Below are 20,130 nucleotides of genomic sequence, written 5' to 3'. Positions count from 1 at the left end.
GGGTGGGCGCCGCAGACCGTTCGGCACACGGCCCGGTCGTCCCCGGAGTGGTCGCCATTCACGCTCCGTGGCGGGGCGATCTTCTGCGCCCATTGATCACAAGGGGAATGAGTCGGCTAGGGGGTCGTGGCCGGGGCGTCGACCGGGCTGCCGCCCTGGGCCGGGACGGCGGAGATCGTGCGGCCGCTGCCGAACTCGTAGTCGTACAGCTTCCGCCACACCTCGTCCGCGCCCTGCTCGTACAGCGCGAAGGAACGGCAGGTCCACTCCGCCGCGTAACCGGACAGCTCCTCGAAGGCGCGGTCCATCGCCTCCTCGGCGATGCCGTGCGCGACGGTGACGTGCGGGTGGTACGGGAACTGGAGCTCGCGCGGGACCGGGCCGGCCTCGTCGCGGACGCGCTGCTGGAGCAGGTCGCAGCCGGTCGCGCCCTCGACGAGCTTGACGAAGACCACCGGGGAGAGCGGCCGGAAGGTGCCGGTGCCCTCCAGGCGCATCGCGAAGGGCCGGCTGAGCGCCGCGATCGAGGCGAGGTGCGCCTCGATCTCCGGCAGCCGCTCCGCGTCGACCTCGGTCGGCGGCAGCAGCGTGACGTGGGTCGGAATGCCGTGCGCGGCGGGATCCCCGAAGCCCGCGCGCCGCTCCTGGAGCAGGCTGCCGTGAGGCTCCGGGACCGCGATCGAAACGCCGAGCGTTACGGTCCCCACGTCGTTCTCCTCCATCGTCCAGGATTGTGGTGGTGCAGCCGCCAGTGTGCGGCTTGCACCACCCTTTCGGCCAGAGTCGTTCGACCCGTGCCCGGGCACGCGTCCCGGCTCAGTGCTTGGCGGGCAGGAAGCCGATCTTCTCGTACGTCTGCGCCAGCGTCTCGGCGGCGACCGCCCGGGCCTTCTCCGCGCCCTTGGCCAGCACCGAGTCCAAGGTCTCGGGGTCGTCCAGGTACTCCTGGGTGCGGGTCCGGAAGGGAGTGACGAAGTCCACCATGACCTCGGCGAGGTCGGTCTTGAGGGCGCCGTACATCTTGCCCTCGTAGCTCTTCTCCAGGTCGGCGACCGACGTGTCGGTGAGCACGGACATGATGGTGAGCAGGTTGGAGACGCCGGCCTTGTGCTCCGGGTCGAAGCGGATCACCGTGTCGGTGTCGGTGACCGCGCTCTTGACCTTCTTGGCGGTCGTCTTCGGGTCGTCGAGCAGGTTGATGAGCCCCTTCGGCGTGGACGCCGACTTGCTCATCTTGATCGCCGGGTCCTGCAGGTCGTAGATCTTCGCCGTCTCCTTGAGGATGTACGGCGCCGGGATCGTGAACGTCTCGCCGAACCGCCCGTTGAAGCGCTCCGCGAGGTCGCGGGTCAGCTCGATGTGCTGGCGCTGGTCCTCGCCGACCGGGACCTGGTGGGCCTGGTAGAGCAGGATGTCGGCGACCTGGAGGATCGGATACGTGAAGAGGCCGACGGTCGCGCGGTCGGCGCCCTGCTTCGCGGACTTGTCCTTGAACTGGGTCATCCGGGAGGCCTCGCCGAAGCCGGTGAGGCAGTTCATCACCCAGCCGAGCTGGGCGTGCTCGGGGACATGGCTCTGGACGAAGAGGGTGCAGCGCTCCGGGTCGAGACCGGCGGCGAGCAGCTGGGCGGCGGCGAGCCGGGTGTTGGCGCGCAGCTCGGCGGGGTCCTGCGGGACCGTGATCGCGTGCAGGTCCACGACCATGTAGAAGGCGTCGTGGGACTCCTGCAGCGCGACCCACTGCCGGACGGCGCCGAGGTAGTTGCCGAGGTGGAACGAGCCTGCGGTGGGCTGGATTCCGGAGAGCACACGAGGTCGATCAGAGGCCATGCTCATCATTCTCTCAGGTGTGCGGAGCGTTCCCGGACTGCCCGCCCACCGCGGGCCGATGAGACGCGGAACACACCCCGCGTCTCACCCGGTCGAGCGGGCGTCGAGCGGACTCAGACGGGCAGGCCCGGGGCCGGGAAGGCGGCCATGAGCTCGGCGACCTCGGCACGGATCACCGCGAGGGCGTCCTCGTCGCCCTTGCCCGCGGCGGTGACACCGCGGTCGATCCAGTCGGCGACCTGCGGCATGTGGTCGGTGGTGAGGCCGCGGGAGGTGAGGGACGGGGTGCCGATGCGGACGCCGGAGGGGTCGAAGGGCTTGCGGGGGTCGTAGGGGACGGTGTTGTAGTTCACGACGATCCCGGCCCGATCGAGGGCCTTGGCGGCGATCTTGCCGGGGACCTCCTTGGGGGTGAGGTCCATCAGGATCAGGTGGTTGTCGGTGCCGCCGGAGACCAGGTCGAAGCCGCGGGCGAGCAGCGCCTCGGCGAGCGCCCTGGCGTTGGCGACGACGGCGTGGGCGTACTCCCGGAAGGCGGGCCGGGCCGCCTCGTGGAGGGCGACGGCGATGGCGGCGGTGGTCTGGTTGTGCGGGCCGCCCTGGAGGCCCGGGAAGACGGCCTTGTCGAGGGCCTTGGCGTGCTCGGCGCGGGACATCAGCATGGCGCCGCGCGGGCCGCGCAGGGTCTTGTGGGTGGTCGTGGAGATCACGTCCACATGGCCGACCGGGGACGGGTGGGCGCCGCCGGCGATGAGGCCGGCGATGTGGGCGACGTCGGCGACGAGCACGGCGCCGGCCTCGCGGGCGATCTCGCCGAAGGCGGCGAAGTCGATCGTGCGGGGCAGCGCGGTGCCGCCGCAGAAGATCACCTTGGGGCGCTCGGCGAGGGCGAGCTCGCGGACCTGGTCGAAGTCGATGAGGCCGTTGTCCTGGCGTACGCCGTACTGGACGCCCCGGAACCACGTGCCGGTGGCGGAGACGCCCCAGCCGTGGGTGAGGTGGCCGCCCATGGGCAGGGCCATGCCCATCACGGTGTCGCCGGGCTGCGCGAAGGCGAGGTAGACGGCGAGGTTGGCCGGGGAGCCGGAGTACGGCTGGACGTTGGCGTGGTCGACGCCGAAGAGGGCCTTGGCGCGCTCGATCGCGAGGGTCTCGACCTGGTCGATGTTCTGCTGGCCCTCGTAGTAGCGGCGGCCGGGGTAGCCCTCGCTGTACTTGTTCTGCAGCACGGTGCCGGAGGCTTCGAGGACGGCGGCGGAGACGTAGTTCTCGCTGGGGATGAGCCGCAGGGTCTCGGCCTGCAGCCGCTCCTCGGCGCCGACGAGCGCGGCGAGCTCGGGGTCGGCGGCGGAGAGTGCGGGGTGATGGGCGGGAAGGCCGGTGGCGGGAAGGTTCATGGCGTGCGCTCCTCCGGGCAGCTGGGTCCCGACGCGCGTGGCGCACGGGACTCGACGGTGTGTCCCGTGATGCCCAGGCGAGCGGCACCTCGTGTGGTCTGCCGCGCACGGCTCCCCCGGGGTCGGTTCCCCGTACGCCAGTCGCCGTGCGTGTTTCCACAGTAGCGGGCGCGTCGTCGCCGGAGGTTTCCCCGTCCGGCATGCGAGCGACGATAAGAAAAGGGAGCCACACCCGCACCTGCCGCAGGACGAACGGAGATCCCGTGTCGAGTACGCCGAGTACGCCGAGTCCGTCGAGGACGCAAGACGAGATCGCTGCCGCGGACGCGCACAGCGCCCACAACTACCACCCCCTGCCCGTGGTCGTCGCGTCCGCCGAGGGCGCGTGGATGACCGATGTCGAGGGGCGCCGCTTCCTCGACATGCTCGCCGGGTACTCGGCGCTCAATTTCGGCCACGGCAACCGCCGCCTGATCGACGCCGCCAAGGCGCAGCTCGACCGGGTGACGCTGACCTCGCGGGCCTTCCACCACGACCGGTTCGGCGAGTTCTGCGAGCGCCTGGCCGAGCTGTGCGGCAAGGAGGCGGTGCTCCCGATGAACACGGGCGCGGAGGCCGTGGAGACGGCGGTGAAGACCGCGCGGAAGTGGGGGTACGAGGTGAAGGGCGTGCCGGACGGGCACGCAAAGATCGTGGTCGCGGCGAACAACTTCCACGGCCGGACGACGACGATCGTCAGCTTCTCCACGGACCACGAGGCGCGCGACCACTTCGGCCCGTACACGCCGGGGTTCGAGATCGTGCCGTACGGGGACCTGACGGCCCTGGAGGCGGCGGTCACCGAGAACACGGTGGCGGTGCTGCTCGAACCCATCCAGGGCGAGGCGGGGGTCCTCGTCCCGCCGCCCGGCTATCTGCGCGGGGTGCGGGAGCTGACGGCCCGGCGGAACGTGCTGTTCATGGCCGACGAGATCCAGTCGGGGCTCGGCCGTACGGGGAAGACCTTCGCGTGCGAGCACGAGGGCGTGGTGCCGGACGTCTACGTCCTCGGCAAGGCGCTCGGCGGCGGCGTGGTGCCGGTGTCGGCGGTGGTCGCGGACCGCGACGTCCTCGGGGTGTTCCGGCCGGGCGAGCACGGCTCGACCTTCGGCGGCAACCCGCTGGCCTGCGCGGTCGCCCTGGAGGTGATCGCGATGCTGCGCACCGGCGAGTACCAGCAGCGGGCCGCCGAACTGGGCGAGCACCTGCACGCGGAGCTGGGCCTCCTGGTGGGCGGCGGCGCGGTGGAGGCGGTGCGCGGCCGGGGCCTGTGGGCGGGCGTCGACATCGCGCCCTCGAAGGGCACGGGCCGGCAGATCTCGGAGCGGCTGATGGAGCGGGGTGTCCTGGTGAAGGACACCCACGGGTCGACGATCCGGATCGCGCCGCCGCTGGTGATCTCGAAGGAGGACCTGGACTGGGGGTTGGAGCAGCTGCGGGCGGTGCTGTCGGAGTGACGGCGGCGGCGTGACGGGGGCGGACACGGGCCGGCGGCGCCGTTGGTGCCGTCGGCGCGGGCGCGCCGGACCTCGGCGGTCTGCCTCCCGGCGGACCGCCGGCGTCCGTTTCGCGCGCAACTCTCCCCATTGACACCCCAGTTGGTCTAGGCCAATGATGGCCGTCATGCCGAGACCCCGTCTGCGCCGCGCCCTGCGCCGCACTCTCGCCGTACTCGCCCCCGTCGCCCTCCTGGGCGCGCTCACCGGCCCCGCGCAGGCCGACCAGGCCGCCTGGCCGGAGCCCGTACCGGTCGTGAACCATGTCGAGACGACCGATCCGGTCGTCTTCCTCACCATCGACGACGGCTGGTACCACGACCCGGCCGCCGCGAAGCTGCTGCTCGACCGTCGGGTGCCCGCCTCCCTCTTCCTGCTGCCCGGCGCGTACGCGTACGACTCCGGCTACTTCCACACGCTGCTCGACCAGGGCCCTTCCCGGGTCGAGAACCACACCGTCGACCACCCGGACCTGACCGCCCTCGACGCGGCCGGCCAGAAGGCTCAGGTGTGCGGGGCGCGCGAGGCGCAGCTCGCCGAGTTCGGGGACGGGGCGCGGCTGCTTCGTCCGCCGTACGGGACGTACGACGCGACCACGCTGACCACCGCGCGGGTGTGCGGGGCGAAGGCGGTGGTGACGTGGACGTACGACATGACGACCTGGGGCCAGTGGACCCCGCCGACGCCGGAGCTCAAGGCGGGCGACATCGTCCTGCTGCACTTCAACGAGACGATCGAGCAGGACCTGAAGCGCGCCCTGGCGGCGGCCGACGCGGCCGGACTGCGGCCGGCGCCGCTCAGGGACTACGTACCGGAGTCCTGATCAGAGGACCGGGCTCAGAGGGCTCAGAGGGCTCAGAGGATCACGTGCGGGATGAAGCGGGCGTACTCGTCCGTGACCAGACCCGCCGACTCGCGGATGCCGAGCCCCGCCGACTCGTCGCCGACGGTCCACGCGCCGAGCACGACGCGGTTGCCGTCGAAGTCGGGCAGCGGGGCGAGCTCCTGGTAGCAGACCGGCTCGTCGCCGAGGACGACCGGGGAGCCCGGCTCGTGGAGGGTGACGCCCGCGCCCTCGCGGCCGAGCAGCGGCTTGGCCACCCAGCCGGTGGTGGTGGCGAGTTCGCGCGGGCCGTCGAGGTAGGCGGGCAGCAGGTTGGGGTGGCCCGGGTAGAGCTCCCAGAGGATCGCCAGGAGCGCCTTGTTGGAGAGCAGCATCTTCCAGGCGGGCTCGATCCAGCAGGTGGTGCCGCTGCCGCCGCCGTTGTCGAGGGTGTCGAGGACGTACGGGCCGAAGGCGTCCGTGGTCAGCCACTCCCACGGGTAGAGCTTGAAGCAGGCGCGGATGAAGCGCAGCCGGTCGTCGACGAAGCGGCCGGAGATGCGGTCCCAGCCGATCCGCTCGACCGACAGCGCCTCGGTCGCGAGGCCGGCCTGCTGGGCGGTCTCGCGGAGGTACGCGACGGTCATCAGGTCCTCGCCGAGCTCGTCGACGTCGGAGTGGACGAAGTGCACGGGGCTGCCGGGCGGCAGCAGGTGCGCCTGTCGCTTCCAGGCGTCGACGAGGCGCTCGTGGAGGGAGTTCCACTGGTCGGCGCCGGGGAAGCGCTCCTCCATCCAGAACCACTGCGGGCTGGCGGCCTCCACGAGGGAGGTGGGGGTGTCGGCGTTGTACTCCAGCATCTTCGCCGGGCCCGTGCCGTCGTAGCGGAGGTCGAACCGGGCGTAGATGGTGGGGAGTTCGGCGCGGCGGCGCCAGGACTCGGCGACCCGGCGGGCGAGCCGGCGGTCGGTGATGCCGAGTTCGGCGAACCGGTCCTTCTCGACGATGTGCGCCGCCGCGGCGAGGCACATGGCGTGCAGCTCCTCGACGACCTCCTCCAGGGCCTCCACCTCGGGCAGGCTGAAGGAGTAGTAGGCGCTCTCGTCCCAGTAGGGGCGCAGGGAGTCGTCGGGGTAGCGGGTCAGGGGGTAGATCAGGCCCTGTTCCTCGACGGTCTGCTGCCAGCCGGGCCGCGGTTCGATGGTGTGGCGCCGCACGGGGGATCAGCCGCCGGAGGAGGAACCGTGGCCGCCGAAGCCGCCGCTGGAGACGGCGGACTTGTCGAAGCTGCCGCCGCTGACCTTGCCGCTGCTGGAGGAGCCGCCGTAGTAGTAGCGGCCGGAGTGGCTGTGGCTGGAACTGCTGCCGTCGCCGTCGCCGTCGCCGCACTCGTAGTCCGGGAGCTCCTTGTAGGTCACCGGATCGATGCAGCGGCGGTCGGGCTCGGACGAGCAGGCCGTAAGCGTCGCGGCGAGCAGGCCCACTCCGCCCAGGACCACCGTGGTCGACCTCACTCTGCGCATGTCCGTCCCCGTCCCTCCCTGTGGGCCGGGCTGGCGGCGGCTGCCGGCACCCGGTTGCGACCGCACAGTGTAGGCCCGGCGTGAACGCGCGTCCGATCCCCGTCGCACTAGAGTCCCTTTCGTGCTTCTTGGGATGATCTGCGCGCTCGGTTCGGCCGTCTGTTTCGGCGCCGCCTCCGTCTTCCAGGCGCTCGGCGCGCGGGCCGCCGGACCCGGCACGGGCGGCGGGGTCGACGTGGCGCTGCAGTTGCGGGCGCTGCGGCAGTGGCGGTACGTGGCCGGGCTCGGCATGGACGGACTCGGCTTCGTCCTGCAGATCGTGGCGCTGCGGACGCTGCCGATCTACGTGGTCGGCGCGTCGCTCGCGGCGAGCCTCGCGGTGACGGCGGTGATCGCCTCCCGGATGCTGAAGGTACGGCTCAGCCGTACGGAGTGGGCGGCGGTCGCGGTGGTCTGCCTGGGCCTGGCGATGCTGGCGCTCGCGTCCGGTCGGGAGGGCCACGAGGGCGCCGACGCCGCGCTCTCCTGGGGCCTGCTCGCGGCCTCCTTCGGCGTCCTCGCGGCGGGCGCCGCCGCCGGCCGCCTCCCGAACCGCCCCCGCGCCCTCACCCTCGGCCTCGCGGGCGGGCTCGGCTTCGGGGTGGTCGAGATCGCGGTCCGCCTCCTCGACTCCTTCGACCTGACCGACCCTGCCCTCTACGCCCTCCTGGTCGGCGGCGGCGGCGCCTTCCTCCTCTACACCTCCGCCCTCAACCGCGGCGCCGTCACCACCGCCACCGCCGGCCTCGTCCTCGGCGAAACCATCGGCCCCGCCGTCGTCGGCATCACCTGGCTCGGCGACACCACCCGCCCCGGCCTGGGCTGGCTCGCCCTCCTGGGCTTCGCGGTGGCGGTGGCGGGCTCGCTGACGCTGGCGCGGTTCGGGGAGGCGCCGGCGGAGGCCGAGGGGAGGGCGTCGGGGGCGGGGGCGGGGGCCGGGAGCTAGCCGAAGGCGGGGGCCGAGCCCGGGGCCGGCGAGGCCCCGCCGGCAACGCGGCGAGCGTTGAGGCTCCGGCCGAAGGCCGGGAGCCGGGGCCGGGCACCAGAGGGCGGGGGCCGGCTGGGCTTCGCCCGCCGGGCGGGGCGCGTCCTTGACGGACGAAGGGAATGCGCGCCGGTGCCGGCGGCGCCTGCCAGGGACGCGGCGGACATCGAGGCTCCGGCCGAAGGCCGGGAGCCGGGCCGGGGGCCGGCCCCCGGCCGGTACGCGGGGCTCAGGCTCCGGGCTCCGACGGCGCCGGGGTTTCGACGGTCCGGCGGAAGGTCGCGCGGTAGGCGCTCGGGCGGTGGCCCGTGTGGCGGGTGAAGAGGGCGGCGAAGGTGCCGGGGTCCTGGTAGCCGACCGAGGAGGCGATGGCGGCGACGGTGCGGTCGGTGGTCTCCAGGAGGTGGCGGGCGCGGCGGACTCGGGCGGACTGGAGGTGGGCGAGCGGGGTGTGGCCGGTTTCGGCGGAGAAGCGGCGCAGGAGGGTGCGGGTGCTGACGCGGAAGGCGGCGGCGAGAGCGGGGAGGTCGTAGCGGGCGGCGAGGTTCTGGTCGAGGCGGCGCATGACCCGCTGGGAGAACTCGCTGCCGGGCTGCGGCAGCAGGCTCGGGTCGACGTACGGGGTCTGGGAGGTGCGAGCGTCGTCGACGAGGGCGAGCCGGGCGGTGGTCCGGGCGACCCGCGGGCCGCTGTGGTGGCGGATCAGTTCCAGCGTGAAGTCGTACATCGCGCCGAAGGCGGCCGTGGTCGTCACGCCCCGGTCGGTCACGACCAGGTGCTCGGGCCGTACGTCGGCCGCCGGGTACCGCCCGGCGAGGGCGTCCGCGTGCAGCCAGGACGTGGTGGCCCGGCGCCCGTCGAGCAGCCCGGCCTCGGCGAGCAGGAACGCGCCGACGCACAGCGACACCACCGCCGTACCGGCCGCCGCCCGCGCGCGGATCGCGGCGATCTCGGGCGCGAGCCCGCCGAGCCACGCGTCCAGGTCCGCGCCCAGGCGCAGTTCGAACCCGGGGACCACGAGGACGTCCACCTCGCACAGCGGCCGCACGTCCAGGCTCGCGCCGCCCGACGCGACGACCCGGCGGCGCGGCGACACGATCGCGACCCGGTACCCGGGCGCCTCCGGGCCCGCCACATGGGCGGCCATCGTCAACAGATCGGGTACGCCGAAGACTTCGGACGCGAAGCATCCCGGGTACGCGAGGACCCCGACCCGCAGCTCCCCCGGCGTCGCCATGAGCCATCCCCTCTCGCCATCGACTGGCGAGATTACCGTTCCTCACTAATCAGTCAGCAGGAGTGGGTCTTGGACCCACTCCTGCTCACTGCGGACACCCCGAACGGCCTTGGGTGTCCTGGTCGCCCGCTTTCGCTCCGCGTCCGGCGCCTGCGGATCGTGTCCGTGGTCCGGGAATGCGGCGGCGGGTTTCCTCACGCCCCCGGTCACCGTGTCCGGCCTGGGCGGTCCGATACCCGCGACGATCGCTCTGGTCGTCGCGGGGCGGTGCCGCACGTCGCCGGATGCGGTGCCCGAGGGCGCGCCTTCCGATCGCCACGGCAGCACTGTCGTGGCGAGTGGTCTTTCGGTGCTTGGTGGTGAGGGGTTTCTGCCAGTGCTGGGCTCCCCATTTGCTGGTGTAGGCGGGATCGACCGCGATGACGGTGATGCCGAGTTCGGCGGCCATCGCCACGAGCCGGGCCCGCAGCCTTGCCACCGGCATGCCGGAGATCAGCTTCCGGAACCTCTTGCATCGGCCATGCTTCTCCCGGGTCTTCTCCGCGCTGAAGTCGAGGTCTTCGATCGCGATGGTGAGGTTGTGCCGTCGGGCCCAGTGCAGGAGCCGGGTGAGCGCGTGCCGGACCTGAGCATCCCGGTGCTGGGCGTTGCCGGACAGGTCGTAGAAGAAGCGACGGGGCTCACCGCACGGGTTCCCGTGGGCGTCGAGACGCCAGGCCGCCAGGTGATCTGCGTTGGTGTCGACCCCGATCACACCACCCGCTCGTGCCGCCTCCAGCGGTACGGTCCTGACCGGAGCAATGGTCCACGAGGCGGTGAGATACCAGCGTCCGCGTTCGGTGTCATGGTGGATGCGATAGGCGACCGCACGGTTCGCGCATACGCGGTCGGCCCACTGATCACCCCGATGCCGGAACGCTACGGCCCCAGTGAGGACATACCGGCCGCGTGGAGCGTTGGCCAGATGAGCCAGCGGGGCGGGCAGCTTGAGCGAGACCTCTCCTTCGGGGGTGACACGGATGGTCTCGTTGCCGAACCGCTTGCCCGTCTCGCCGTCCGCGGCGAGGAACCAGCGCGCTGTCTCCCACCGCTCCCGCCACTCCGCCTCGGTGAGCTGTGCGGCGCCGAGATGATGCCGGGTGTTGAGCAGGCGCCGGCCACCGCGCACGACCCGCACCCGACCGGCCTCCCGGTCGGCCCGCGCACGCTTCAACCGGTCCTCCAGCACGCCCAGGCGCCGGGACTTGGCGAACCACTCCCGCCGACTGCGATAGCCGCCCGGAGCCCGCTTCGAACCCTTCTCGCCGACCGGCAACGACAGGCGCTGTGCGACCGTCCTGATGCCCGTTTCCAGCCCCTGGATGTGGGCGAGCTGCCCGCGTCGGGACAGCGCCCACTGATCATGGGTGGCCTTCGTGATGCTCCCGGCCCAACGGGAAGACGACTCACCGGTCAGCGTTCGCTTCCGAGCCGCCCACGTATCCGTTGTGTGCTCCAGACCCTCCGCGCACCGCTGCCTCAGATCACGACCGGCCAGCGACCCCAGATGCGCGCCGACCAGCCGCAGCACCTCCTCGTCCCCGGCCGCCAGGTGCTTCAGACGCGTGCGAATCGACACCCCCGAAGGGCCGACGGCGACGAACGGCGCCGACAACTCACGCAACGCACCCACCCCAGCACCCCCGCCCGAACCCAGCTCCGTCCCCACTCTCAACGACCAGACTCCGAAAGGGTCACACATTCGACCCCGGACATTCCGTTCGTCAAGACATCGATCCACACCGCAGCCCCAGCACTCACCCACTCTGGCGAGATCACCCCTGGCATTGGCGATCCGGCCCCTCAACGGGACACCTCACGGCCCGTCACGCTGACGCCCATGACCAGAGACGACGATCCCATCGAGGACTTCGACCGCCGCCGCGTCACCGTCCACGGCGTGACCAAGCACGTGTACGTCGCCGGCGCCGGGCCCGCCGTCGTCGTGCTGCCCGAGATGCCGGGCATCAGCCCCGACGTGCTGCGGCTCGCCCGCTGGGTGCGGGACGCGGGCCTGACCGTGTACGTGCCGTCCCTGTTCGGCACCGACGGCGCGTTCCCTACGGCCGACGGCGGTCAGGAGGTGGTCCGCCGGGCCTGCGTCAGCGCGGAGTTCCGCGCGTTCGCCGGCGGCGGCACCAGCCCCGTCACCCGGTGGCTGCGCGGCCTTGCGCGCCAGGCGCACGCGGAGTGCGGCGGGCCCGGCGTGGGCGCGATCGGGCTCTGCTTCACCGGCAACTTCGCGCTCACCATGGCCCTGGAGCCGGCCGTCGTCGCGCCCGTCGTCAACCATCCCTCCCTCCCCCTCGACGACCCCGCCGGGATCGAGCTGGACCCGGCCGACGCGCGGGCCGTCCGTGACCGGCTGACCCGCGACGGGCTCACCGTCCTCGCCTACCGCTTCGAGGGCGACCGCTGGTGCACGGGGCAGCGCTTCGCTGCGTACCGCGCGCTCCTCGGCGACGCGTTCGACGGCCGGGTCCTGCCGGACAGCGCCGCGAACCCCGCCCCGCCGCCCTTCTTCGCCGAGGTCGTCGGCTCCCCGCACAGCGTCGTCACGGCGCACCTCGTCGACGAGGCCGGGCATCCGACCCTCCGCGCCCGCGACGAGATCCTCGCCTTCCTCACCGCCCGGCTGCTGCCTCGCCAGACACGGCCGGACAGGCCCTAGGGCAGCACCCGGCAGAGCGCCTCGAGCGCGCCCGACCAGGCGCTGTCCGAGGGGGTGCCGTAGCCGACGACCAGGGCGTCGCGGGTGCGCGGGACGGTGGGGTGGCGGAAGCGGTTGATGCCGAGCAGGGCCAGGCCCTGGAAGGCGGCGGCGCGCAGCACCGACTCCTCGGTGCCCTCGGGGAGTTCGAGGACCGCGTGCAGTCCGGCCGCGATGCCGCTGATCCGGGTCTCGGGCGAGGCGGCGGCGACCGCCGCGACGAGCTGGTCGCGGCGGCGCCGGTAGCGCAGCCGCATGGCCCGTACGTGCCGGTCGTACGCGCCGGAGGCGAGGAACTCCGCGAAGGTGAGCTGGTCGGTCGCGCTGGACACCCAGTCGACGGTGCCCTTCGTCGCGACGACCTCGTCGACGAGCTGTTCGGGCAGCACCATCCAGGCGATCCGCAGGCCCGGCGCGAGGGACTTGCTCGCGGTGCCGAGGTAGACGACCCGGTCCGGGTCGAGCCCCTGCAAGGCGCCCACCGGCTGCCGGTCGTAGCGGAACTCGCCGTCGTAGTCGTCCTCCAGGAGCAGCCCGCCGGCCGCCCGCGCCCAGTCGACGGCCGCCGCGCGCCGGTCGGGCCGGAGGGCGCCGCCGGTCGGGAACTGGTGGGCGGGCGTCAGCAGGACCGCCCCGATCGCACCCCGCTCCTGCGCCCCCAACTCCTCGGTGCGGGTGCCGCGTTCGTCGAACGGCAGGGCCGGCATCCGCAGCCCGGCGCCGGCGAGCAGGTCCCAGTGGACGTCGAGGCCGTACGACTCGACGGCCACCTCCCGCACCCCGCGGGCCCGCAGCACCTGCCCCATCAGCATCAGGCCGTGCACGAACCCCGAGCAGAGCACGATCCGTTCGGGCCGCGCGTACACGCCGCGGGCCCGCGCGAGGTATTCGGCGAGCACGGTGCGCAGTTCGATGCGGCCGCGCGGGTCGCCGTAACCGAAGGCCTCGTCGGGCGCGGCCATGAGCGCCTTGCGGGCGGCCTTGAGCCAGTCGGCGCGGGGGAAGGAGGCGAGGTCGGGGGTGCCGGGGCGCAGGTTGTACGTGGGCTTCCCGGCGGGCAGCGCGGTGACGGAGCGGCTGTGCGGGGCGACGGCGGGGGCGGCCCGCGGGGCCTGGCGGCGGGGTACGGAGCGCTGGGCCACGCGGGTGCCGGAGCCCTGCCGGGCGGTGAGCCAGCCCTCGGCGACGAGCTCGGCGTAGGCGTCGGCGACGGTGTTGCGGGCCACGCCCAGGTCGGCGGCGAGGGAGCGCGAGGAGGGCAGCCGGGTCCCGGCGGCGAGGCGCCCGCTGCGCACGGCGTCGCGGAGCGCGTTCATCAGGCCCTCGCGCAGGCCCTCCCCCTGCCCGTACGGTTCGAGGTGCAGGTCGGCGCCGAAAGTGGCCCAGTCATTCACCATGGGAATGGACCATACCTGGGCACCACCCGGTCCGTACGGTGGTCGGCATGACCACCACCACGACGCAGGACACCGCACAGGCCGCCACGACGGCATACGTTCCCGAGCACCCGGCCCGGCAGGCCTTCGCCGAGCGCCACCCCGAGTTCTACAAGGCCATGATCGGCCTGGAGATCGCCGCGTCCAAGCACGTCGAGCCGAAGCTCTACGAGCTGATCAAGATCCGCGCCTCGCAGATCAACAACTGCGCCTTCTGCCTGGACATGCACACCAAGGACGCGCTGGCGGCGGGCGAGAGCGTCCAGCGGATCGTGCAGCTGGCGGCCTGGCGCGAGTCGAAGCACTTCTACACGGAGCGGGAGCTCGCCGCCCTTGCCCTGACGGAGGCGGTCACCGTCCTCACCGACGGCTTCGTGCCGGACGAGGTGTACGCGGAGGCGGCCCGCCACTTCGAGGAGACCGAGCTCGCGCACGTCATCGGCGCGATCGTGACGATCAACTCCTGGAACCGGATCGCCGTGACCACCCGGATGGTCCCGGGCCACTACACCCCCGGGGCGTACAAGAAGTGAGCGGTCCGGCCCTCGCGCTCCGCGCGCTGCACCTCGGCCGGGCGGCCGGCGATCCGCTGGTGCTGCCCGGCCCGTGGGACGCGGCGAGCGCCGTCGCCTTCGAGGCGGCCGGCTTCCCGGCCCTCGCCACGCCCAGCGCCGGGATCGCCCGCTCGCTGGGGTACGAGGACGGGAGCACGCCCGCCGACGAGATGTTCGCCCAGGTCGCGCGGATCGTCCGGGCGGTGTCCGTCCCGGTGACCGCGGACGTGGAGGGCGGTTACGGGCTCGCGCCGAAGGAGCTCGTCGAACGGGTCCTGGAGACCGGCGCGGCCGGAGTGAACCTGGAGGACTCCGACGGCCGGGGCGGTCTGAGGGACGCCCATGAGCACGCCGACCTGCTGGCGGCGGTACGGGCGGAGGCCGGGGACGCGCTCTTCGTCAACGCCCGCGTCGACGTCTACCTGCGCGACGTCCCCGCCCCCGCGACCGCGGCCGTGGCCCGGTCCCTGCGGTACGCGGCGGCGGGCGCCGACTGCGTGTACCCGATCGCCGCCCCGGTCGCCGACCTGCCGGCCCTGCGTTCTGGTCTCGGCGCGGACCTGCCCCTCAACTTCCTGGCCCGCCCGGACAGCCCGCCGTTCGCGGAGCTCGGCCGCCTGGGCGCGACCCGCATCACCTTCGGCCCGGGCCTGTTGCTCCGTACGCTCGACCATGTCCGCGCTCTGGCCGAGGAGTTGCGCGGCGCATAGCCCGGCCCCGGACACAACACAGCGCCCCCGGCCGGAGAATCCGGCCGGGGGCGCTGAGGAAAGCGGTCAGACTCAGATGAGGCCGAGCTCGCGAACAGCGTCGCGCTCCTCGGAGAGCTCGTTGACCGAGGCGTCGATGCGGGCGCGGGAGAACTCGTTGATCTCCAGGCCCTGGACGATCTCGTACTTGCCGTCCTTGCAGGTGACCGGGAAGGAGGAGATGAGGCCCTCCGGGACGCCGTAGGAGCCGTCGGACGGGACGCCCATGGAGGTCCAGTCGCCTTCGGCGGTGCCGTTGACCCAGGTGTAGACGTGGTCGATGGCGGCGTTCGCGGCGGAGGCCGCGGAGGACGCGCCACGGGCGTCGATGATCGCGGCGCCGCGCTTGGCGACGGTCGGGATGAAGGTGTCGGCCAGCCACGCCTGGTCGCCGACGACCTCGGCGGCGTTCTTGCCGGCGATCTCCGCGTTGAAGATGTCCGGGTACTGGGTCGCGGAGTGGTTGCCCCAGATGGTGAGGCGCTTGATGTCCGTGACCGAGGAGCCGGTCTTCTGGGCCAGCTGCGTCAGGGCGCGGTTGTGGTCCAGGCGGGTCATCGCGGTGAAGCGCTCGGCCGGGACGCCCTTGGCGGCCGACTGGGCGATCAGGGCGTTGGTGTTGGCCGGGTTGCCGACGACCAGGACCTTGATGTCGTCCGCGGCGTGGGCGGCGATGGCCTCGCCCTGCGGCTTGAAGATGCCGCCGTTGGCGGCGAGCAGGTCGCCGCGCTCCATGCCCGGACCGCGCGGACGCGCGCCGACAAGCAGGCCGATGTTGGCGCCCTCGAAGCCCTTGTTCGGGTCGTCGAAGATGTCGATGCCCTTGAGCAGCGGGAAGGCGCAGTCGTCGAGCTCCATGGCGGTGCCCTCGGCGGCCTTCACGCCCTGCGGGATCTCGAGGAGGCGCAGCTTGACCGGCACGTCCGCGCCGAGCAGGTGGCCGGAGGCGATGCGGAAGAGCAGCGCGTAGCCGATCTGGCCGGCCGCGCCGGTCACGGTGACATTCACGGGAGTGCGGGTCATGGCGATCTCCGTAAGACAGCTGGCGGTGGGGGTCCCTGCCCCTGATGCTGGATGTCTCCCCTTGATCGATCGATGTCTCGACGTGAAGAGATATCCAGCGGTCAGGCTATCGGACCCGGGGCGGTGCGCACCCCCACCCCCTTGTGGTGCGGCTCACCCCACACGTATGCATAACGAGCCACGTACCGGAATCGTCACTTCCGTCACCTCCGTGCCACAACGGTCCGGCGGACCTTGATCGGGCATTGGCACGTACATGACCCTGGAACGCAGCGGCGCCCGTCCTCCCACGGGGGAGAGGACGGGCGCCGTCACTTCTCTGCGAGGCAGGCCTCAGCTCACCGTCAGATGGAGGATGTCCTCCAGGAACGGGATCCGCAGCCAGGGCTCCGGCTGCACCATCAGGGCGAGCAGCACGATCAGGCCGCCCATCACCCCGTACGTGATCATGTCGGTGAAGCGGGAGCGCACCGCCAGCATGCCGACCGAGGGCAGTACGCGGCGCAGCACCGCACCGGTCAGGAGCGCCGCCCCGACCAGCAGGGTGCCGACCCGGAAGGCCTGCGGGAACAGGTCGGTGCCCACGATCAGCAGCCCGAGCGCGGACAGGCCGAGCACGGTGAGCAGCGGCCACTGGCGCGCGGGCGCCGACGCGTCGCCCGGCGCCGCCCGGCCGCCGCCCTCGGGGCGGGCGGTCGTGGTCGTGAGCGTGGCCCGGGGGTGGCGGCGCGGGCGTACGGCCTCGGCCCCATCGGCAGCCGGGGCCCCCTCGGCCGCACCCACACCCGCACCGGCACCGGGGTCCGCACCGGCGTCCGGCTCCTCCGAGGTCCGCGGCACCTCCGCGTCGGAGGAAGACATGGTCAGCGGACCCCGGCCGCGCGCTCGGCGGCCTCGACGACGTTGACGAGCAGCTGGGCGCGGGTCATCGGGCCGACGCCGCCCGGGTTCGGGGAGATCCAGCCGGCCACCTCGGTCACGCCCGGGTGGACGTCGCCGACGATCTTGCCGTCGGCGTCGCGCGAGACGCCGACGTCGAGCACGGCCGCGCCCGGCTTCACGTCCTCCGGCTTGATCAGATGCCCGACACCGGCCGCCGCGACGATGATGTCGGCGCGCCGCAGGTGCGCCGCGAGGTCCTTGGTGCCGGTGTGGCACTGGGTCACGGTGGCGTTCTCGGAGCGGCGGGTCAGCAGCAGCGGCATGGGGCGCCCGATGGTCACGCCCCGGCCCACGACCACGACCTCCGCGCCGTTGATCTCCACGCCGTGCCGGCGCAGCAGCGTGATGACGCCGTTGGGGGTGCAGGGCAGCGGGGCGGGCTCGTTGAGGACGAGCCGGCCGAGGTTCATCGGGTGCAGGCCGTCGGCGTCCTTCGCCGGGTCCATGAGCTCCAGGATGCGGTTCTCGTCGATGCCCTTGGGGAGCGGCAGCTGCACGATGTAACCGGTGCAGGCCGGGTCCTCGTTGAGCTCGCGCACGACCGCCTCGATCTCCTCCTGCGTGGCGGTGCCGGGGAGTTCGCGCTGGATGGAGGCGATGCCGACCTGCGCGCAGTCGCGGTGCTTGCCGGCGACGTACTTCTGGCTGCCCGGGTCGTCGCCGACCAGGACGGTGCCGAGGCCGGGCGTGACGCCCCGCTCCTTGAGAGCCGCCACACGGACGGTCAGATCGGACTTGATCGCGGCTGCGGTGGCCTTGCCATCGAGAATCTGGGCGCTCATGCGGACATCTTCCCGGATGGGCCCCGCCGGATTCCAATTCGGAAGCAGAGGTTGCACTTGCACAACCGCACTGCGTATCGACTGGACAAGCAGTCGCCGTTTTGACGACGATGATCTGCGCAGTGCCGCGAGCAGTGCCGGGGGGCAACACCGCTCATACGTCGTGAGACACGCATGACACCTCCTCCGCGCAGGGCCGCGACGCACGTCCCTGCACAGGAACCAACGGAGGAACCCCCGATGAGCTTCGGCGACCCGAACAACCCCTACGGCCAGCAGCCGCAGGGCCAGCCCGGATACGGCCAGCCCCCGCAGGGCCAGCCCGGTTACGGCTACCCCCAGCAGGCCCCGCAGGGCGTCCCGCCGCAGCAGGGCTACGGCTACCCGGCGGCCCCGCCGGTGTCGCCGTACGGCGGCGGGTACCCGGGCGCACCGGCGGAGATGCCGGGCGGCGTGAAGGCGGCCCGCGTGATGCTGTGGATCCTGGGCGTGCTCCAGGTCCTCGGCGGCATCGCCGCCGCGGTGGGCGGCAGCGCGTTCGTCGACGAGATGTCGAAGAGCAGCAGTGAGTTCAGCAACACCGAGGGCGCCTCGGCCGCCCTCACCGGCGTCTTCGTCGTCGTCGGCATCATCGCCGTCGCCTTCGGCGTCTGGGCGATCATGACGGCCGTCAAGACGGCGACCGGCGGCAACGGCGTCCGCGTCGGCGGCATCGTCTACGGCTCGCTCGTGACCCTGGGCAGCCTGATCAGCCTCCTCGGCGCCAACGTCTTCGCGCTGGTCAGCCTCGTGCTCGGCATCCTGGTCATCGTCTTCTTCGCGAAGGGCGACGCTGCGGCCTGGTTCAAGCGCCCGCGCTTCTGATCCCGGTCTCGCGGCGTACGCGAAGGGGCCCCCGTTCCGTCCGGAACCGGGGCCCCTTCGCGTACGCACCGCCGCAACCGACCGCGGCCTCACTGCCGCTTGAGCACCGCGAACTGCCCCGCCATCGCCGTCACCGCGTACCGCGCCTCCGGGTGCAGCTGGGCGGCCAGCGCGACCGGGTCGGTGACCGGCTGGGACCAGCCGGAGGAGAGGTCGAGGGCGAGGTAGTCGGGGTGGACGCCCTGCGCGCCGCCGACCCAGTAGACGGTGTGGTTCCCGGTGAGGTGGGCCATGAGCGTCACGTTCGTCTCGACGCTCGCGCCCGCCGGCACCGCCGCGACCGCGCGCCGCGCGTCGAGGGTGCGGGAGTCCGTGCGGTAGGTGTCGGGGCGGGTCAGCTCGCGCAGCGGCATGTCGAGGGCGTGCACGAGCGCGATCGCCGTGACGACGGGCACCGCCACCCGCCCGTACGCGACGAGCCAGGGCCGCGGCGAGGTGCGCACCGCGCGGACCGCGTCGACCAGGGCGAGGAACACCACCGGCATCAGGATGGCGTTGTAGTGCCAGAACATGCCCCAGTGGTTGGAGTCGTGCGAGAGGAACCGCCAGCCGAGGGTGGGCAGCACCAGCAGCATCAGCGGGGAGCGCAGGCACAGGAAGCCGGTGACGCCGACGAGGAAGAGGAGCATCTCCCACTTCTCGCCGTGCTGGAACGCGCCGAGGAGCGAGTCGGCGAACGAGACCTGGCTGCCGTCGCCGCCCTTCTCGATCTTGGCCCAGTAGTCGTACTGGCCGACCCGGCTGGCGGCCGGGATGAGCACGAGCACGGTGAGCGCGAAGAAGGCCGTGCCGAAGGCGGCGAGGGCGGCGCCGAGCCGCCGCTGCCCCTTCAGGAACAGCACCGCGCCGACCATGGCGACCGTCAGGCCCATGTCCTCCTTGACCAGGACCAGCGGCAGGGACCAGGCGACGGCGGCGGTCCAGCGGCCGAGGAGCAGCGCCCGGCAGGTCAGGGCGAGCAGCGGGACGGCGAAGGCGATCTCGTGGAAGTCGGACTTGACGGCCTCCTGGAGGCCCCATGACAGCCCGTACGCCACGGTGAGGGCGATTCCGGCGGCCCGGCTGCCGAGCACCTGCTGGGCGGTGCGGCCGACCACGGCGGCGGAGGCGGCGAACAGCGCGGCCTGCGCGAAGAGCAGCGCGAGCGGGGAGGACCACACCCAGTAGAGCGGCGCGAGGAGCGCCGTCACGGGACTGAAGTGGTCCCCGAGTATGAGGAAGCCGGGGCCCTTGATGTCGACGATCGGGGCGCGCAGCTCGGCGTACGCCCTGACGGACTGCTCGAAGATCCCGAGGTCCCAGGAGGGCGTGCGGAAGTGTTCGTACTGCACCCAGGAGTAGAGGAAGTACAGCGCGCCGAACACGGCGGCGACGATCGCGTACGGGCGGACGGGTGCGGGCGCGAGACCGCCGGGCGACCCGTCCGCGGGCCCGCCGTCGGCCTCGGGCGCGGAGGGCTCCGCCGTGGAACCGTTCTGCAGATCCAACACCGTGCCCCCAGGGACCGACCGCCGACGAAAAGAGCAATTCATTAGAACAGAGGTCCCGCGAGCGGCGGAATCGCGGACGGGCCGGGGGCCGGGGCGCTGCGCCCCGGCCCCC

General features: G+C 72.6%; 18 protein-coding genes, 1 pseudogene and 1 riboswitch. Of the genes and pseudogenes, 7 read left to right on the top strand and 12 right to left on the bottom strand.

Annotated elements, in window-relative coordinates; all coding sequences use genetic code 11:
- Positions 1-116: 116 nt before the first annotated feature.
- The 3 genes from JAO84_RS22630 to glyA all read right to left on the bottom strand — a co-directional run bounded on the left by JAO84_RS22630 (position 117) and on the right by glyA (position 3,227).
- Positions 117-707 (bottom strand): 2'-5' RNA ligase family protein, encoded by a 591-nt coding sequence (locus JAO84_RS22630; protein WP_370416839.1) that lies wholly within the window; start codon positions 705-707, stop codon positions 117-119.
- A 109-nt stretch (positions 708-816) separates the two neighbouring features.
- Positions 817-1,830: a tryptophan--tRNA ligase gene (gene trpS, locus JAO84_RS22625; RefSeq protein WP_370414493.1), complete on the bottom strand. Its 1,014-nt coding sequence runs from the start codon at positions 1,828-1,830 to the stop codon at positions 817-819.
- A 113-nt stretch (positions 1,831-1,943) separates the two neighbouring features.
- Positions 1,944-3,227, bottom strand: coding sequence for a serine hydroxymethyltransferase (glyA, locus tag JAO84_RS22620; protein WP_370414492.1), 1,284 nt, complete (start codon positions 3,225-3,227; stop codon positions 1,944-1,946).
- A gap of 64 nt (positions 3,228-3,291) precedes the next feature.
- Positions 3,292-3,382, bottom strand: a riboswitch (ZMP/ZTP riboswitch).
- Positions 3,383-3,490: 108 nt separating this feature from the next.
- Between glyA and rocD the strand changes: the two genes are divergently transcribed.
- Both rocD and JAO84_RS22610 read left to right on the top strand, forming a co-directional pair.
- Positions 3,491-4,723, top strand: a complete 1,233-nt coding sequence (gene rocD / locus JAO84_RS22615; RefSeq protein WP_370414491.1) for an ornithine--oxo-acid transaminase — start codon at positions 3,491-3,493, stop codon at positions 4,721-4,723.
- Positions 4,724-4,889: 166 nt separating this feature from the next.
- Positions 4,890-5,585, top strand: coding sequence for a polysaccharide deacetylase family protein (locus JAO84_RS22610; protein WP_370414490.1), 696 nt, complete (start codon positions 4,890-4,892; stop codon positions 5,583-5,585).
- A 32-nt stretch (positions 5,586-5,617) separates the two neighbouring features.
- Here the strand turns inward: JAO84_RS22610 and JAO84_RS22605 are convergent, their stop codons facing one another.
- Both JAO84_RS22605 and JAO84_RS22600 read right to left on the bottom strand, forming a co-directional pair.
- Positions 5,618-6,802 carry a glutathionylspermidine synthase family protein gene (locus tag JAO84_RS22605; protein ID WP_370414489.1) on the bottom strand — a complete coding sequence of 395 codons (1,185 nt, stop codon included), beginning with the start codon at positions 6,800-6,802 and terminating at the stop codon, positions 5,618-5,620.
- 6 nt (positions 6,803-6,808) lie between these two features.
- The gene (locus tag JAO84_RS22600; protein ID WP_370414488.1) at positions 6,809-7,108 is read right to left on the bottom strand and encodes a hypothetical protein; all 300 of its coding nucleotides are present in this window, start codon (positions 7,106-7,108) and stop codon (positions 6,809-6,811) included.
- A 133-nt stretch (positions 7,109-7,241) separates the two neighbouring features.
- Between JAO84_RS22600 and JAO84_RS22595 the strand changes: the two genes are divergently transcribed.
- Positions 7,242-8,093, top strand: a complete 852-nt coding sequence (locus JAO84_RS22595) for a hypothetical protein (protein ID WP_370416838.1) — start codon at positions 7,242-7,244, stop codon at positions 8,091-8,093.
- 268 nt (positions 8,094-8,361) lie between these two features.
- On the opposite strand, the gene JAO84_RS22590 is transcribed toward JAO84_RS22595, so the two are convergent.
- Together JAO84_RS22590 and JAO84_RS22585 are read right to left on the bottom strand one after the other, a co-directional pair.
- Complete coding sequence (locus JAO84_RS22590; protein WP_370414487.1) at positions 8,362-9,369, bottom strand: GlxA family transcriptional regulator; 1,008 nt, start codon at positions 9,367-9,369, stop codon at positions 8,362-8,364.
- A 45-nt stretch (positions 9,370-9,414) separates the two neighbouring features.
- Positions 9,415-11,041 (bottom strand): annotated as a pseudogene (locus tag JAO84_RS22585) (IS200/IS605 family accessory protein TnpB-related protein).
- 207 nt (positions 11,042-11,248) lie between these two features.
- Here JAO84_RS22585 and JAO84_RS22580 point away from each other — a divergent pair.
- Entirely contained in the window at positions 11,249-12,079 is an 831-nt protein-coding gene (locus tag JAO84_RS22580; RefSeq protein WP_370414486.1) for a dienelactone hydrolase family protein, read from the top strand.
- Here the strand turns inward: JAO84_RS22580 and JAO84_RS22575 are convergent.
- Positions 12,076-13,515: a PLP-dependent aminotransferase family protein gene (locus JAO84_RS22575; protein ID WP_370414485.1), complete on the bottom strand. Its 1,440-nt coding sequence runs from the start codon at positions 13,513-13,515 to the stop codon at positions 12,076-12,078. The genes JAO84_RS22580 and JAO84_RS22575 overlap by 4 nt on opposite strands.
- Positions 13,516-13,562: 47 nt before the next feature.
- Between JAO84_RS22575 and JAO84_RS22570 the strand changes: the two genes are divergently transcribed.
- Entirely contained in the window at positions 13,563-14,087 is a 525-nt protein-coding gene (locus tag JAO84_RS22570) for a carboxymuconolactone decarboxylase family protein (protein ID WP_370414484.1), read from the top strand.
- Positions 14,084-14,818 carry an isocitrate lyase/phosphoenolpyruvate mutase family protein gene (locus JAO84_RS22565; RefSeq protein ID WP_370414483.1) on the top strand — a complete coding sequence of 245 codons (735 nt, stop codon included), beginning with the start codon at positions 14,084-14,086 and terminating at the stop codon, positions 14,816-14,818. The genes JAO84_RS22570 and JAO84_RS22565 overlap by 4 nt, the downstream gene beginning before the upstream one ends.
- A gap of 72 nt (positions 14,819-14,890) precedes the next feature.
- Here JAO84_RS22565 and JAO84_RS22560 read toward each other — a convergent pair whose 3' ends face one another.
- The 3 genes from JAO84_RS22560 to JAO84_RS22550 all read right to left on the bottom strand — a co-directional run bounded on the left by JAO84_RS22560 (position 14,891) and on the right by JAO84_RS22550 (position 17,604).
- Positions 14,891-15,880 carry a malate dehydrogenase gene (locus JAO84_RS22560; RefSeq protein WP_370414482.1) on the bottom strand — a complete coding sequence of 330 codons (990 nt, stop codon included), beginning with the start codon at positions 15,878-15,880 and terminating at the stop codon, positions 14,891-14,893.
- A gap of 333 nt (positions 15,881-16,213) precedes the next feature.
- A complete protein-coding gene (locus JAO84_RS22555; protein ID WP_370414481.1) occupies positions 16,214-16,741 on the bottom strand; it encodes a DUF3017 domain-containing protein in 528 nt (175 codons plus the stop codon).
- A gap of 2 nt (positions 16,742-16,743) precedes the next feature.
- Positions 16,744-17,604, bottom strand: coding sequence for a bifunctional methylenetetrahydrofolate dehydrogenase/methenyltetrahydrofolate cyclohydrolase (locus JAO84_RS22550; protein WP_370414480.1), 861 nt, complete (start codon positions 17,602-17,604; stop codon positions 16,744-16,746).
- A 240-nt stretch (positions 17,605-17,844) separates the two neighbouring features.
- Here JAO84_RS22550 and JAO84_RS22545 point away from each other — a divergent pair, with 240 nt between their 5' ends.
- Positions 17,845-18,468, top strand: a complete 624-nt coding sequence (locus JAO84_RS22545; protein WP_370414479.1) for a hypothetical protein — start codon at positions 17,845-17,847, stop codon at positions 18,466-18,468.
- 89 nt (positions 18,469-18,557) lie between these two features.
- Here the strand turns inward: JAO84_RS22545 and JAO84_RS22540 are convergent, their stop codons facing one another.
- Positions 18,558-20,060, bottom strand: a complete 1,503-nt coding sequence (locus JAO84_RS22540; RefSeq protein WP_370414478.1) for a DUF2079 domain-containing protein — start codon at positions 20,058-20,060, stop codon at positions 18,558-18,560.
- Positions 20,061-20,130 lie beyond the last annotated feature (70 nt).

This window comes from Streptomyces fradiae, from assembly GCF_041270065.1.
Lineage (GTDB): Bacteria > Actinomycetota > Actinomycetes > Streptomycetales > Streptomycetaceae > Streptomyces.
This window is presented reverse-complemented; position numbering and strand designations above follow the sequence as displayed.

Bases quoted from the DNA above. Each gene is read 5' to 3' on its own strand.
- trpS (WP_370414493.1), bottom strand. From the start codon at position 1,830: ATGGCCTCTGATCGACCTCGTGTGCTCTCCGGAATCCAGCCCACCGCA.
- glyA (WP_370414492.1), bottom strand. From the start codon at position 3,227: ATGAACCTTCCCGCCACCGGCCTTCCCGCCCATCACCCCGCACTCTCC.
- JAO84_RS22610 (WP_370414490.1), top strand. From the start codon at position 4,890: ATGCCGAGACCCCGTCTGCGCCGCGCCCTGCGCCGCACTCTCGCCGTA.
- JAO84_RS22600 (WP_370414488.1), bottom strand. From the start codon at position 7,108: ATGCGCAGAGTGAGGTCGACCACGGTGGTCCTGGGCGGAGTGGGCCTG.
- JAO84_RS22595 (WP_370416838.1), top strand. From the start codon at position 7,242: ATGATCTGCGCGCTCGGTTCGGCCGTCTGTTTCGGCGCCGCCTCCGTC.
- JAO84_RS22590 (WP_370414487.1), bottom strand. From the start codon at position 9,369: ATGGCGACGCCGGGGGAGCTGCGGGTCGGGGTCCTCGCGTACCCGGGA.
- JAO84_RS22580 (WP_370414486.1), top strand. From the start codon at position 11,249: ATGACCAGAGACGACGATCCCATCGAGGACTTCGACCGCCGCCGCGTC.
- JAO84_RS22575 (WP_370414485.1), bottom strand. From the start codon at position 13,515: ATGGTGAATGACTGGGCCACTTTCGGCGCCGACCTGCACCTCGAACCG.
- JAO84_RS22570 (WP_370414484.1), top strand. From the start codon at position 13,563: ATGACCACCACCACGACGCAGGACACCGCACAGGCCGCCACGACGGCA.
- JAO84_RS22560 (WP_370414482.1), bottom strand. From the start codon at position 15,880: ATGACCCGCACTCCCGTGAATGTCACCGTGACCGGCGCGGCCGGCCAG.
- JAO84_RS22555 (WP_370414481.1), bottom strand. From the start codon at position 16,741: ATGTCTTCCTCCGACGCGGAGGTGCCGCGGACCTCGGAGGAGCCGGAC.
- JAO84_RS22550 (WP_370414480.1), bottom strand. From the start codon at position 17,604: ATGAGCGCCCAGATTCTCGATGGCAAGGCCACCGCAGCCGCGATCAAG.
- JAO84_RS22545 (WP_370414479.1), top strand. From the start codon at position 17,845: ATGAGCTTCGGCGACCCGAACAACCCCTACGGCCAGCAGCCGCAGGGC.
- JAO84_RS22540 (WP_370414478.1), bottom strand. From the start codon at position 20,060: ATGAATTGCTCTTTTCGTCGGCGGTCGGTCCCTGGGGGCACGGTGTTG.